The sequence below is a fragment of the Nocardioides lijunqiniae genome, assembly GCF_015024225.1.
Taxonomy (GTDB): Bacteria; Actinomycetota; Actinomycetes; order Propionibacteriales; family Nocardioidaceae; genus Nocardioides; species Nocardioides lijunqiniae.
Map to the genome: position 1 here is coordinate 76,457 of NZ_JACJGM010000012.1, position 13,301 is coordinate 89,757.

Below are 13,301 nucleotides of genomic sequence, written 5' to 3' on the forward strand. Positions count from 1 at the left end.
GCGCCCGGTCGCCCCGCGCGTCCTGCACGTCTCCGCGCCCACCACCGAGGGCGTCGCCCGGGTCGCCCTGGACTACCTCCGCGACCAGGTGGGCCGTGGCTGGCACGTCACGCTCGCCTGCCCCGACACCGGCTGGCTGGGGCCCGAGGCCGAGGCCGCGGGCGTCCGGGTGCTGACCTGGCGGGCGCGCCGCTCACCCGGCCCCTCGCTGGCGCGCGAGGTGACCACGCTCTCGCGCGTCGTCGCGACCAGCGGTCCCGACGTCGTCCACCTGCACAGCGCCAAGGCCGGCCTCGCGGGTCGGCTCGTCCTGCGGGGGCGCGTGCCCACGATCTTCCAGCCGCACGCCTGGTCGTTCCTGGCGGCCTCCGGCCCGGTGCGCGCCGGCTCCCTGGCCTGGGAGCGGCGCGCAGTCCGCTGGACCACCGAGCTCGTGTGCGTGAGCGAGGGGGAGCGGCTGCTCGGCGCTTCCCGCGGCGTGCTGGCCGCGACCACCGTCGTGCCCAACGGGGTCGACCTGGGCCGCCTGACCGCCGGCGATGACGCTTCGCGCTCGGCGGTCCGTGCCTCCCTGGGGCTGGCCGAGGCGCCGACGGTCGTCTGCGTGGGCCGTCTGGCGCCCCAGAAGGGTCAGGCGGACCTGTTGGAGGCGTGGCCGCAGGTGCGGGACCGGGCGCCGGGGGCGAGCCTGGTGCTCGTGGGCGACGGCCCCGACCGCGCCGAGCTCGAGCAGCGGGCGAGGTCGCTGCCCGGGGTGCGCCTGGTCGGCGCCCGCTCCGACGTGGCGACGTGGCTCGCCGCGGCGGACGTCGTCGCGGTGCCGTCCCGCTGGGAGGGGATGGCCCTGGTCCCGCTCGAGGCGATGGCGACCGGCCGCAGCGTCGTTGCCACCGACGTCACGGGCGTGGCCGACAGCGTCCCGCCCGCCGCCGGTGCCGTCGTGCCCGCGGCCAGCCCGGCCGCGCTGGCCGACGCCCTCGTCGTGCGACTCCTCGACCCGGCTCTCGCCGCGGCCGAGGGGACGGCCGGCCGAGCCCACGTCGAGGCCCACCACGACGCGGCGCAGGCGGCGCAGACGGTCGCCGAGGTGACTAGGCGGCTCGCCGCTCCTCGGTCGCCGACGAGGTGAGCGCCAGCACCTTCGTGCGGGAGCCCGGGGCGCGCAGGACCGCGCGCACGGTGCGCATCATGATCTTGACGTCGCCCCAGAGCGACCAGTTCTCGATGTAGAAGTTGTCGAAGCGCACCCGGTCGTCGATCGAGGTGTCGCCACGCAGGTCGTTGACCTGCGCCCAGCCGGTCATGCCGGTCTGCACGCGGTGCCGGTCCTCGTAGCGCTCCTGCGACCGCGAGAACTCCCGGACGAAGTGGGGACGCTCGGGACGCGGACCGACCAGGCTCATGTCGCCGCGCCAGACGTTCGCGAGCTGCGGCAGCTCGTCGAGGCTCGTGCGGCGCAGGATGCGGCCGACCGGGCCCACCCGGGCGTCGTTGTCGATCGACCAGGTGGTCTGGCTCTCCTCGGTGGAGGCGGGCTTCAGCGAGCGGAACTTGAACAGCGTGAAGGTGCGGCCGTGCAGGCCGACGCGGGTCTGGCGGAAGATGACGCCCGGTCCGGTCTCGATCCGCACGGCGATCGCGATGGCCGCCAGCACGGGCGACAGCAGCACCATGGCGACGGAGGAGACCGTCACGTCGAGGACGCGCTTGAGGAACAGGGCACGCGAGCGCAGCGCGGTGCGGCGCAGGCGCATCACGGCCACGTCGCGGATGACCTCCGTACGGCGGTGGCGGTCGACGCCCATCATCTCGAAGAAGCGGGGCACGACGAAGACCTGACGGTCGCTCTGCACGCAGCGGCGCACCACGTCGATGGTGTGGTGGTCCGGCGGGCCGGGGAAGGCGAACACGACGTCGTCGACGCCGAGGTCGATCATGGCGCGCTCGAGCGAGTCGATGCCTCCGAGCAGCGGGACGGGCAGGTCGCGGGCGTGCAGGTCGGGCGCGCAGTCGATCATGCCGACCGGGTTCAGGCCGTACTCGCGCCGGGCCAGGAAGGCCTCCGCCAGGCGCCTGCCCACCTCGCCCGAGCCGACGATGATCACCGGGTGAGCGGCGCGGCCGCTGCGCCGCAGCGCGTGCGTCGCGGTGTAGACCGCGGTGCGCAGGACGACCAGCAGCGCGAACATGCTGGCCGAGAAGATCGCGAGCACCGACCAGGCCGGACGGCCGCCGAGGCCCCCGAGCGGGGCGACGGCGACGAGGGTCAAGGCGGCGACCACGGCGCCGAGCGCCAGCTTGGGCAGCTCCTCCAGCACCGAGAGCACCAGGCGTGAGCGGTGCAGGTCGCTGGCGCGGCTGACGAACATCGCCGCCGCGACGGCGCCCACGACGGACGCGGGGCTCACGTGGTCGCGGACGATGAGCGCGGCCAGCACGACGGCCACCGGGTCCACGAGCGTGAGCAACGGACGGATGCTCCTGAGCCAGGGCATCAGGTCGATCGGTCGTGCGTTCATGCGGTATCCCCCCCAGGATATGACTCTTGCTTTGGCCCCTGGCAGGCACGGGCAGAAGCCCGAGCCCCCCGAAACTCCGCCAGGTGGGCCATGCATGGTCCGAACTGACCAAGACGCATAGTCATTTCGAACTAGTCACGACCTAGTCAACAAGATCGCGACAGTGTTGTCACATCGAGGTTAACGCCGCAGGTCAGCCCGGGTGACGGCCTGTGCCCGAAACGTGGCCCACCACACATCTGACAGGCTTCGGGACGTGTCGTCCTGGGCCGAATCCCCGCCGGGCGTGCTCGAGCCCCCCGAGAGAGGACCCGAGTGGGCCTCGTTCGCGGCCACGCTGCCGCGCCTGCTGCGGGACCTGCTCGACGAGTGGGACCTGGTGCCGGACGGCCCGGCGACCCACGGCCGCGCCGCGCTGGTCCAGCCGGTCCGGACCGAGGGGGACCCGGCCGTGCTGAAGATCGCGTTCCCCGACGTGGCCGGGGAGCACGAGGCCCTCGCGCTGCAGCACTGGCACGGCGGGGGCGCGGTCGCCCTGCTGCGCGCCGACCCGCGGCGACGGGCCCTGCTGCTCGAGCGCCTCGGTCCGACGGACCTGAGCGACCACTGGGACCTGGAGGCCTGCGAGGTGGTGGCCGGCCTCTACACGCGGCTGCACCGGCCGGCGCCCCCGCAGCTGCGCACGCTCCCGTCGTACGTCGAGCGGTGGACGCCCCGCCTCGGGGCGCTGCCGCGCAGCGCCCCGGTCCCACGCCGCCTGGTCGAGCAGGCGGTGGCCCTGGGGCGCGACCTGGCCTCCGACCCGGCGAGCCGCGGGACGATGATCCACGGCGACCTGCACTACGCGCACGTGCTGGCGGGGGAGCGGGAGCCGTGGCTGGCGATCGCCCCGAAGCCGCTCAGCGGCGACCCGCACTACGAGGTCGCACCGCTGCTCTGGCACCGCTTCGACGAGCTCGAGGGTGACGTCCGTGGGGGAGTGCGGCGCCGCTTCCACGCGACGATCGACGCCGCCGGCCTGGACGAGGACCGGGCCCGGGACTGGGTGGTCGTGCGCATGCTGCGGCTCGTCCTGCGCGAGCTCGAGGACCGCCCCGGCAGCCCGGACCGGGACCGGCTCACCACCTGCCTGGCGATCGCCAAGGCCGTGCAGGACTGACCGCGCGGCGAGCGGCCGAGCAGAGAGCGACGAGCGGACTGCTCCTATCCGATGGCGGAGCGGTGAGGGAGGCAGCGACAATGGCGCATGGCCGTTCTCCGATCCCTCAACGTCGGTCGCCCCCGTGAGGCCGCCTGGGCCGGCATCGGCCGGACCTCCATCGACAAGCAGCCCGTGACCGGCCCCGTCGAGATCGGCCCCTACGGACCGGCCGGCGACCAGGTGTCGGACACCCGCCACCACGGCGGTCTCGAGAAGGCCGTCTACGCCTTCGCGCGCGAGGACCTCGACTACTGGGCCGAGCAGCTCGGCCAGGAGGTCCGCGACGGCCAGTTCGGGGAGAACCTCACGACCGTCGGCATCGACGTCAACGAGGCCCAGATCGGGGAGCGGTGGCGGGTCGGCGACGCCGTCCTCGAGGTGACCACGGTCCGCAACCCGTGCAACGACTTCAAGATGTGGATGGGTCGCTCGGGCTACGACAACACCGCCTGGGTCAAGCGCTTCGCCGAGGTCAGCCGGCCCGGGCCCTACCTGCGGGTGGTCGTGCCCGGCGTCGCCCGCGCGGGCGACGACGTCACGGTCGTCCACGAGCCCGACCACGGCGTCACCGTGTCGACGATGTTCCGCGCGCTCTACCGCGACCCCACCCTGCTGCCCGAGCTCCTGCGCGTGGACTCCCTCAGCGAGCAGGCGCGCCGCAAGGCCGACGCCTACGTCGCCAACACGCGGCTGTGAGGCTGCTCCCCGAGGACCCGGCCGTCCGCAGCATGGCGGCGGCGACCCTGGTCAACACCACCGGCAACGGCATCTTCTTCACGCTCAGCGCGCTGTACTTCACCCGCATCGTCGGCTTCTCCGTCGTCGAGGTCGGGCTGGGCCTGAGCATCGCCGCCGGCGTCGCGCTGTTCGCCGGCATCCCCATCGGCCACCTCGCCGACCGCCGCGGCCCGCGCGAGGTCCAGGTGGCGCTGGTCCTGATGATCGCGGCGCTGGCGGCGCTCTACCTCCTGGTCACCGAGTGGTGGCAGTTCGTCGCGCTGGCGACGGTCATCGCGGTGCTCGACCGCGGGTCCGGCGCCGTTCGGGCGGCGCTGATCGCCGGGCTCGTCCAAGGCTCCGACCGCGCGACGACGAAGGCCTACCTGCGCTCGGTCACCAACGTGGGCATGACGATCGGCGCCGGGATCGCGGCCATCGCCCTGCACTTCGACACGCGGGAGGCCTACCTCGCGGTGATGTACGTCGACGTGGCGACGTACGCCGTGACGGCGCTGCTCATGTCGATGGTGCCGCACGTGCCGCCGCGGCCGGCCGGCCAGGCGCTGCACATGCTGAGCGCGCTGCGCGACCTGCCGTTCGTCGCGGTGGTGCTCGTCAGCTCGGTGCTGACCATGCACTACTGGATCCTCGAGCTGGCGATCCCGCTCTGGGTGGTCAACGAGACCGAGGCGCCCCGCGCGGTGGTCGCCGTGCTGCTGGTCATCAACACCGTCGCGGTGGTGGTGGCCCAGGTGGCGGTCGCCAAGCGGGTGGTGACCCTCGACGCCGCCGTACGGGCCACGCTGCTCTCCGGGCTGCTCTTCTTCGGGGCGTGCGCGATCCTCGGCGTCAGCGGCGGCGTCCCCGTGACGCTGGCCGTCGTGCTGCTGGTCGTCGGCTCCCTGGTCCTGGTCGCCGGCGAGCTGTGCCAGGCGTCGGCGTCGTTCCTGCTCGGCTTCGAGCTGCCCCCGGAGGAGGCCATGGGCCAGTACCAGGGCGTCTGGGGGATGGGCTTCTCGATCAGCTCCTTCCTGGCGCCCACGGTGATGGCGCTGCTGCCGCTCGCGCTCGGCCTGACCGGCTGGCTGCTGCTCGGTGCGGTGCTGCTGGCGGCGGCCGTGGGCACCCGGCCGGCGGTGGCGTGGGCCGGCCGTGCGCAGGAATCCCGGCTCGCCGGTCAGTCGGCTACCCGCGGGTAGCCGAAGTGATCTAGGTTACTCCGAAACACACCCGTCTCGGCTTCACCCAGGAGTGGCATGCCCGTCAACCACGACACGACCTTCGTCGACAACCTTCCTCAGAACGTGGCGGTGCAGTTCCTCGACCGGGTGGCCGCCTCGCCCGGGTCCGAGGCGTTCCGCTACCCCCGTGGCGAGGACTGGGAGTCCGTCACGTGGGAGCAGGCCGGGGTGCTCGTACGCCGCCTCGCCGCCGGACTCCTCTCGCTCGGCATCGAGCCGGAGCAGCGCATCGGGATCGTCTCCGGCACCCGCTACGAGTGGATCCTGGCCGACCTGGCGGTCATGTGCGCCGCCGGCGCCACGACCACCGTCTACCCCACGACGAACGCCGAGGACACCGCCTACATCCTCGGCGACTCCGAGTCCCGCGTCGTGTTCGCCGAGGACGACGAGCAGCTCGCCAAGCTCCGCGAGCACAAGTCCGAGCTGCCGCACCTCACCAAGGTCGTGACGTTCGATGGCGCCGCCGACGGCGCCGGACCCGGCGACTGGGTCATCACCATGGACACGCTCGCCGAGCTCGGCGACGCCTACCTCGCCGAGCACCCCGACGTCATCGAGACGACCGCGAAGAGCATCGCGCCCACCCAGCTGGCGACGCTGATCTACACCTCCGGCACCACCGGACGTCCCAAGGGCGTGCGCCTCAAGCACGAGTCCTGGGTCTACGAGGGCTCCGCGATCAAGGTCCAGCACATCCTCGACGAGAGTGACCTGCAGTTCCTGTGGCTGCCGATGTCGCACTCCTTCGGCAAGGTGCTGCTCTCGGCCCAGCTGGCCTGCGGCTTCGCCTCCGCCATCGACGGACGCGTGGAGAAGATCGTCGAGAACTGCGGCATCGTGAAGCCGACGTTCATGGGCGCGGCCCCGCGCATCTTCGAGAAGGCCTACGGCCGGATCCAGACGATGCAGGCGGCCGAGGGCGGAGCCAAGGAGAAGATCTTCCACAAGGCCTTCGAGGTCGGCCTCAAGGCCGACCGGCTCAAGCGCGAGGGCAAGTCCGTGCCGCTCCCGCTGAAGCTCCAGCACGGCCTCTTCGACAAGCTCGTCTTCAGCAAGGTGCGCGAGCGGTTCGGTGGCCGCGTGCGGTTCTTCATCTCCGGCTCGGCCGCCCTCAACCAGGAGATCGCCGAGTGGTTCAACGCCGCCGGCATCGTGATCCTCGAGGGCTACGGCATGACCGAGAACTCCGCCGGGGCGACGGTCAACCACCCCGAGGAGAACCGGATCGGCACGGTGGGTCGCGCGCTGCCCGGCAGCGAGGTCAAGATCGGCGAGGGCGACGAGGTGCTGCTGCGCGGCCCCCACGTCATGGACGGCTACCACAACCTCCCCGAGGAGACCGCCAAGACGCTCACCGACGACGGCTGGCTGCGCACGGGCGACAAGGGCAGCCTGGACGCCGACGGCTTCCTGACCATCACCGGCCGCATCAAGGACCTCTTCAAGACCTCCGGCGGCAAGTACATCGCCCCGTCGGCGATCGAGTCGAAGTTCAAGGCGATCTGCCCCTACGTCAGCCAGTTCATGGTCTTCGGCAACGACCGCAACTACGTCGTCGCGCTGGTCACCCTCGACCCCGACGCGATGGAGGGCTGGGCCGCCGAGAACGGGATGGCCGGCAAGTCGTACTCCGAGATCGTGACCTCCGACAAGGCGCACGAGATGGTCGCCGGCTACGTCGAGGAGCTCAACGGGCGCCTCAACCGCTGGGAGACCATCAAGAAGTGGGAGATCCTCGACCACGACCTGACGATCGAGTCCGGCGAGCTCACGCCCTCGATGAAGGTCAAGCGCAACGTCGTGGAGGACAACAACAAGGAGCGCATCGCGTCGTTCTACAGCTGACGGCCCCCTGACGCTCCTCGCTCGGGGGACGCACAGGTGGACCGGATCGAATGGGTGCCGGCGGGAGACCGCCGGCACCCGTTCGCATCTCCGGAGGACCCCATGACCGCACCGTCGGGCTCGACGTCCCAGTCCGAACGGTGACGGGGCGGGTGGGAGGATGAGGACGTGCCGTCCGTCCTCCCAGCCGGTGACCCGGTCCCGGCGGACGGGTCGCTGCCCGCCGCCGCCCTCGCCGGGCTGGGAGAGCGCCCCTTCGGCTTCTACGTGCACGTGCCGTTCTGCCGCGTGCGCTGCGGCTACTGCGACTTCAACACCTACACCGCCGACGAGCTGGGACCCGGCGCCTCCCGGGCGACGTACGCCGCCTCGGCGGTCGCGGAGGTCCGCCAGGCGCGCCGGGTGCTCGGCGAGGTGGACGCGCCCGTCGACACCGTGTTCGTCGGCGGCGGCACGCCGACGCTGCTGAGCCCCGGCGACCTCGGCGCCGTCCTGGGCGCCGTGCGCTCCGAGTTCGGCCTGTCCCCGGACGCCGAGGTCACGACGGAGGCCAACCCCGACAGCGTGACGCCGGACGACCTGGCCCAGCTGCGCGAGGAGGGCTTCACCCGGATCTCGTTCGGGATGCAGTCGGCCGTCCCGCACGTGCTGGCGGTGCTCGACCGCACCCACGACCCGGCCCGCGTCCCCGACGTGGTGCGCTGGGCGCGCGAGGCCGGCTTCGAGCAGGTCAGCCTGGACCTCATCTACGGGACGCCGGGGGAGTCGCAGGACGACTGGCGCCGCACCCTCGACGAGGCCCTGGCCTGCAGGCCGGACCACGTGTCGGCGTACTCGCTGATCGTGGAGGACGGCACCGCCCTCGCCCGTCGGGTGCGCCGCGGCGAGCTGCCGATGCCCGACGAGGACGACCTGGCCGACAAGTACGACCTGGCCGACGACCGCCTGACCGCGGCGGGACTGGGCTGGTACGAGGTCTCCAACTGGGCGCGGGACGACGCCGCCAGGTGCCGCCACAACCTGGGCTACTGGACCGACGGTGACTGGTGGGGCGTGGGACCGGGCGCGCACTCCCACGTGGGCGGTGTGCGCTGGTGGAACGTCAAGCACCCCGCGGCGTACGCCGACCGGCTGGCCTCGGGCGCCAGCCCGGCGCACGCGCGCGAGGTCCTCGACCCCGAGAGCCGCCGCGTCGAGCGGGTGCTCCTCGAGCTGCGGCTGCGCGACGGCCTGGACCCGCGGGTGCTGGACGCGGCGGGCCTCGGGGCGGTGCCTCGGCTCGTCGACGACGGCCTCCTGGAGCCCGGCACGGAGCGGCTCGTCCTTACCCGCCGCGGTCGCCTCCTGGCGGACGCGGTCGTGCGCGACCTCCTCCCATAGGGTGCTCGCATGAGCCAGGGCCCCGAGAACCCGTACGACCCGTACCAGCCGCAGGGCGGCCAGCCCGAGGGTGGCCAGCCCGGGGGACAGCCCGGGGGACAGCCCGGGGGACAGCCCTACGGCACGCCCCCGCCGGCCTACGGCCAGCCGCAGCAGCCGTACGGCCAGCCCGGTGGCTACGGCCACCCGCAGCCCTACCCCGGCTACCCCGGCGTCATGCCGATGGGCATGCCCGGCGCCCCCTACGGCGTGCACCCCGTGACGGGCATCCCGTACTCCGACAAGCAGAAGGTCATCGCCGGCCTGCTCCAGATCCTCGTGCCCTTCGGCATCGGCCGCTACTACGTCGGCGACAACGGCATCGGCACCGCCCAGCTCCTGGTCACGATCCTCACCTGTGGCGTCGGCGCGCTCTGGCCCGTCATCGACGGCATCCTCATGCTCGCGACCGACAGCAAGGACGCCAACGGCCTCATGCTCCGCTGACCCGCCCCTCGGTGGTCGAGCGTCCGTCGAGACCCCAGTAAGCCGAACGCCAAGCGACCCTACGGTGGTTGAGGTGCGAGCGCAGCGAGCCTCGAAACCACCCAACGCATAGCAGCGGTGGTCGAGCAGTGAGGAGCGTCAGCGACGAGCGCCCGTCGAGACCCGGTGACCCGAGCGCCGACCTCCGGGCCGGTGGTTGAGGTGCGAGCGCAGCGAGCCTCGAAACCACGTCTCCGGTGGTCGAGCAGCGAGGAGCGCCAGCGACGAGCGGCCGTCGAGACCCGGTGACCCGAGCGCCGACCTTCGGTCCGGTGGTTGAGGTGCGAGCGCAGCGAGCCTCGAAACCACGTCTCCGGTGGTCGAGCAGCGAGGAGCGCCAGCGACGAGCGCCCGTCGAGACCCCTGCACCTCTGACTGTCTCCTCGGGGCCGGACTGGGGTGCCGCGCGCATAGCCGGTCGCGTCTCCGCGTCAAGGAGCTTCGCCCGCTTCGCGGCGCCCTTCGGGCGTCCTTGACCCGGAGCCTCTCTCGACCGGCTTGACGGCGCACGGGGCGACACGGGCTTCGCCCGCGCCGCCCGCGCAAGGCGCGGCACCCCTCTGGTGGGGCTGGTGTGGCTGGTGGTGCGTCTACCGACACTCAGCGTCGGCAGTTGGTCACCGCATGAGGCCGGCCGAGCGTGGAGAGCCCGGCGTCAGGCGCGAACTGCCGACATAGGTGACCGATAGGCAGGGCCCGCGCTGTTAGCGGGCGGGCCAACCTCAGCCACGCATCGGCGGGGTGGTTTCGAGGCTCGCTGGCGCTCGCACCTCAACCACCGTGGGTCGCCGCTGGGCGTTCGGCTCATGGGGTCTCGACGGGCGCTCGTCGCTGGCGCTCCTCGCTGCTCGACCACCGGTGGTGTGGTTTCGAGGCTCGCTGGCGCTCGCACCTCAACCACCGTGAGTCGGCGCTCGGCTCACGGGCGCTCGTCGCTGGCGCTCCTCACTGCTCGACCACCGGAGGTTGGTGCTCAGTCGGAGCCGGCGACGAAGTCGATGAGCTCCTCGACGCGGCCGAGGAGCGCGGGCTCGAGGTCGTCGTAGGACTGCACGCGCGACAGGATGTGCTGCCAGGCGCGGGCGATGTCGGCCTGGTCGTCGGCGGGCCAGCCGAAGTGGCGGCAGACGCCCTTCTTCCACTCGACGTCGCGCGGGATGGTCGGCCAGGCAGCGACGCCGATGCGGTCGGGCTTGACGGCCTGCCAGACGTCGACGAACGGGTGGCCCACGACGAGCACGTGCCTGCCGACGGGGGAGGCGGCGACGTCGGCGGCGATGCGGCTCTCCTTGGAGCCCGGCACCAGGTGGTCGACGAGCACGCCGACGCGGCGCTCCGGGCCGGGGCCGAAGTCGCGCAGGTGGGCGACGAGGTCGTCGACGCCCTGGAGGTACTCCACGACCACGCCCTCGATGCGCAGGTCGTCGCCCCAGACCTTCTCGACGAGCTCGGCGTCATGGCGGCCCTCGACGAAGATCCGGCTGGCCCGGGCGACGCGGGCGCGGGCGTTCGGTACGGCGACCGACCCGGACGCGGTGCGAGTGGGCGCGGCGGGCGCCGTGCGGCGCACGGGCGCGGTGAGGATGACCGGCTTGCCCTCGAGCAGGAAGCCCGGCCCGAGGGGGAAGGTACGGCGGCGGCCGCGGCGGTCCTCGAGGGTCAGCGTGTGCAGGTCGCGGTCGACGGCGACGATCTCGCCCACCCAGTCGGTTGTGACCTCCTCGACGACGCTCCCGAGGTCGGCCGGCGCCTCGACGGCGCGCCCGCGCTGGGGCTTGCGCCAGTCGCCGGACAGGACGTCGGTGCCGTATCGGTCGCTCACCCGACTGACGCTAGAGGCGGGAGAGGGCCTTCCGGGGTCTCCCGCGCCGGGGTCAGCCTTCCTGTGACTCTTCCGACCCTGCCGTCGTGCCGTCCTCGCCGAGCTGCTCGGCGTCCTTGCCGCCGTCCAGCAGGCCCTCGACGGTCTCGTTGTCGTCGAGGCCCTCGGCGAGCGGGTTGTCCTCGCCCGGCTGGAGGTCCTCGGGCAGCTTGTCGTCGGAGACGCCGACGGCGTCGTCGTGGTCGCTGGGGGTGGTCTCGGAGTCGCTCATGCTCCGAACGTAACCCTCCTCAGGCCAGCGGCAAACGTCGCTCGCCGCGCTCGAGCTGCGCAAAGCCACGTCGTACGGCGTGAGCGAGCGCCTCGCGCGGGAAGGGCCACTCCTCGGCGGCCGCCAGCGCGTCCTCGGGGCGCACCCCGCGACCGGCCAGCTCGCGGATGGTCTCGGCGACGAGGCCGACCTGGTTGCGCTGGGTCTCCACGAACTCACGGTCCACGGCAGCGCCGTGGCCGGGCACGACCACGCTGGCCGAGGTGGTCAGCCCGAGCAGGATGTCGAGGGTCCACGGCCACTCGAGCGGGTAGCAGTCGCCGCCGTAGCCGGGCACGCCCCCGGTCGCGGCGGACTCCTCGATCAGGTCGCCGGCCAGCAGCACGTCGCAGTCGGGCACGCGCACGACCAGGTCACCCGCGGTGTGGCCGCGGCCCGGGTGGACGAGCTCTACCAGGCGGTCACCGAGGTCGAGCACGACCGCGGAGGAGAACGTGTGGTCGGCCGCGACGACCTCGGTGGCGACGACCTCGTCGCGGTGCGGGTCGTCGGGGTCGTCGCGGTAGAGACCCTTCACCCGTTCGCCGGCGGCGAGGGTCTGCGCGGCGGCGGCCTCGTGCGCGTGGATCGGGATGGCGCCGTACGCCGTGCGGAACTCGTGGTTGCCGAAGGTGTGGTCGAAGTGCTCGTGGGTGTTGATCACGCCGGTGACGTCGCCGACGCCCAGCGCGCGGACGTCCTCCAGCACCTGGCGCGCCGCGAGCGCCGAGGCGTGGGTGTCGACGGCCAGCAGCCCGCCCGACCCGCGCACGAGCGTGACGTTGACGTCGAACCAGTCGTAGCGGGCGACCCAGACGCGGTCGGCTACCTCGAGGAATGCCACGCGGCCCAATGTAGGCCGCCGGTCGGGGTCAGCAGAGGCCGGAGTGCAGCTGGCGGCGCAGGAGCTCGCCGAGCTCCTCGGTCGTGGAGGCCGGCGTGGCGAACGTCAGCTCGCGCGTGTGGGCGCCGTCCAGGTCGACCCAGTGCACCAGCACGCCGTCGGGGCGCAGGTCGGCGAGGGCGACCCCGACCACCTGGGAGAGCCGGGTGCCGCTCGTCGTGGCGACGGCGCGCCGCAGCTCCTCCTGGTGGCAGTGGTTGGCGTGCTCGACGGAGCGCTGGAGGTAGCCGCGGTTGAGGCGGTGGTCGGGGGAGCGGAACGGCGCCAGCGGCACCCGGTACTGCTGCTCGGGGCGGCTCCCGGTGCGGGCGAGCAGTGCGAAGGTGATGGAGAGCTCGACGATGTCGCGCGCCTCGCCGCAGCACCCGCAGTCCTCGCGGGCCGTGACCCGCAGCGTGCCGGCCAGCGTGAGCGTGGCCGCCCGGTCGGAGGAGCCCGGCGCGCCGAGGCCGCTCTCGAGGGTGAGCAGGGCGCTGGCGCCGATCTGCGCGGCGGCGGCCAGGTCGCTGCCGGGCACGCACGAGAACGTCGGGGTGCCGTCGAGGTCCTGCATGCCCAGGTCGGCGGTCCCGGCCAGGACGTCCTCGACGCCGTCGACGACGAGGTTCACCCCGGCCGGGCAGGCCAGGATGCTGCGGGCGGCCGCGGCCAGCTGCCGGGGCTCGTCGAGGGCGGTGAGGTGGCTGGTGTCCGTGCTCATGGGCGCTCCTGGAGGTGAGGTAAGGCAACCCTAACTGATACGCGCTTCAACGGCGACGCCCACCGCGAGGGAATGTCGGGTGTGCTCGGGCCGCGGGTAGGATTGGCACTCGGATCATCGGAGTGCCAAAC

The 13,301-nt window shown here is 72.8% G+C and carries 12 protein-coding genes; 7 read left to right on the forward strand and 5 right to left on the reverse strand.

Translation table 11 applies throughout. The features are described 5' to 3' along the window. The first annotated feature begins 22 nt into the window (after positions 1–22). Positions 23–1,129, forward strand: a complete 1,107-nt coding sequence (locus tag IRQ30_RS09575; RefSeq protein WP_227467351.1) for a glycosyltransferase — start codon at positions 23–25, stop codon at positions 1,127–1,129. Here the strand turns inward: IRQ30_RS09575 and IRQ30_RS09580 are convergent. Next, positions 1,092–2,519, reverse strand: a complete 1,428-nt coding sequence (locus IRQ30_RS09580) for a sugar transferase (protein WP_193612682.1) — start codon at positions 2,517–2,519, stop codon at positions 1,092–1,094. The two genes, IRQ30_RS09575 and IRQ30_RS09580, sit on opposite strands and share 38 nt — an antisense overlap. Positions 2,520–2,775: 256 nt before the next feature. Here IRQ30_RS09580 and IRQ30_RS09585 point away from each other — a divergent pair, with 256 nt between their 5' ends. The 6 genes from IRQ30_RS09585 to IRQ30_RS09610 all read left to right on the forward strand — a co-directional run bounded on the left by IRQ30_RS09585 (position 2,776) and on the right by IRQ30_RS09610 (position 9,395). Beyond that, positions 2,776–3,678 carry an aminoglycoside phosphotransferase family protein gene (locus tag IRQ30_RS09585; RefSeq protein ID WP_338089643.1) on the forward strand — a complete coding sequence of 301 codons (903 nt, stop codon included), beginning with the start codon at positions 2,776–2,778 and terminating at the stop codon, positions 3,676–3,678. Positions 3,679–3,765: 87 nt separating this feature from the next. Beyond that, entirely contained in the window at positions 3,766–4,416 is a 651-nt protein-coding gene (locus tag IRQ30_RS09590; protein WP_193612683.1) for an MOSC domain-containing protein, read from the forward strand. Next, positions 4,413–5,639, forward strand: coding sequence for an MFS transporter (locus tag IRQ30_RS09595; RefSeq protein ID WP_193612684.1), 1,227 nt, complete (start codon positions 4,413–4,415; stop codon positions 5,637–5,639). Before IRQ30_RS09590 ends, IRQ30_RS09595 begins: the two co-directional genes overlap by 4 nt. 57 nt (positions 5,640–5,696) lie before the next feature. Further along, positions 5,697–7,529, forward strand: coding sequence for an AMP-dependent synthetase/ligase (locus IRQ30_RS09600; RefSeq protein ID WP_193612685.1), 1,833 nt, complete (start codon positions 5,697–5,699; stop codon positions 7,527–7,529). Positions 7,530–7,697: 168 nt separating this feature from the next. Beyond that, positions 7,698–8,909, forward strand: a complete 1,212-nt coding sequence (gene hemW / locus IRQ30_RS09605) for a radical SAM family heme chaperone HemW (RefSeq protein ID WP_193612686.1) — start codon at positions 7,698–7,700, stop codon at positions 8,907–8,909. A 9-nt stretch (positions 8,910–8,918) separates the two neighbouring features. After that, positions 8,919–9,395, forward strand: coding sequence for a TM2 domain-containing protein (locus tag IRQ30_RS09610; RefSeq protein ID WP_193612687.1), 477 nt, complete (start codon positions 8,919–8,921; stop codon positions 9,393–9,395). A gap of 1,012 nt (positions 9,396–10,407) precedes the next feature. Here the strand turns inward: IRQ30_RS09610 and IRQ30_RS09615 are convergent. The 4 genes from IRQ30_RS09615 to IRQ30_RS09630 are packed head-to-tail and all read right to left on the reverse strand — an operon-like array spanning position 10,408 to position 13,170. Beyond that, on the reverse strand, positions 10,408–11,256 hold the full coding sequence (locus tag IRQ30_RS09615) for a DUF3097 family protein (protein ID WP_193612688.1): 849 nt from the start codon (positions 11,254–11,256) through the stop codon (positions 10,408–10,410). 52 nt (positions 11,257–11,308) lie between these two features. After that, positions 11,309–11,527: a hypothetical protein gene (locus IRQ30_RS09620; protein ID WP_193609132.1), complete on the reverse strand. Its 219-nt coding sequence runs from the start codon at positions 11,525–11,527 to the stop codon at positions 11,309–11,311. Positions 11,528–11,546: 19 nt separating this feature from the next. Then, positions 11,547–12,410 (reverse strand): MBL fold metallo-hydrolase, encoded by an 864-nt coding sequence (locus IRQ30_RS09625; RefSeq protein WP_193612689.1) that lies wholly within the window; start codon positions 12,408–12,410, stop codon positions 11,547–11,549. Between the two features lie 28 nt (positions 12,411–12,438). Further along, positions 12,439–13,170: a hypothetical protein gene (locus tag IRQ30_RS09630; protein WP_193609134.1), complete on the reverse strand. Its 732-nt coding sequence runs from the start codon at positions 13,168–13,170 to the stop codon at positions 12,439–12,441. Positions 13,171–13,301: the final 131 nt, after the last annotated feature.

Excerpts from the sequence above, each read along its gene's own strand:
- IRQ30_RS09580 (WP_193612682.1), bottom strand. The coding sequence starts at position 2,519 with ATGAACGCACGACCGATCGACCTGATGCCCTGGCTCAGGAGCATCCGT.
- IRQ30_RS09590 (WP_193612683.1), top strand. The coding sequence starts at position 3,766 with ATGGCCGTTCTCCGATCCCTCAACGTCGGTCGCCCCCGTGAGGCCGCC.
- IRQ30_RS09600 (WP_193612685.1), top strand. The coding sequence starts at position 5,697 with ATGCCCGTCAACCACGACACGACCTTCGTCGACAACCTTCCTCAGAAC.
- IRQ30_RS09610 (WP_193612687.1), top strand. The coding sequence starts at position 8,919 with ATGAGCCAGGGCCCCGAGAACCCGTACGACCCGTACCAGCCGCAGGGC.
- IRQ30_RS09620 (WP_193609132.1), bottom strand. The coding sequence starts at position 11,527 with ATGAGCGACTCCGAGACCACCCCCAGCGACCACGACGACGCCGTCGGC.
- IRQ30_RS09630 (WP_193609134.1), bottom strand. The coding sequence starts at position 13,170 with ATGAGCACGGACACCAGCCACCTCACCGCCCTCGACGAGCCCCGGCAG.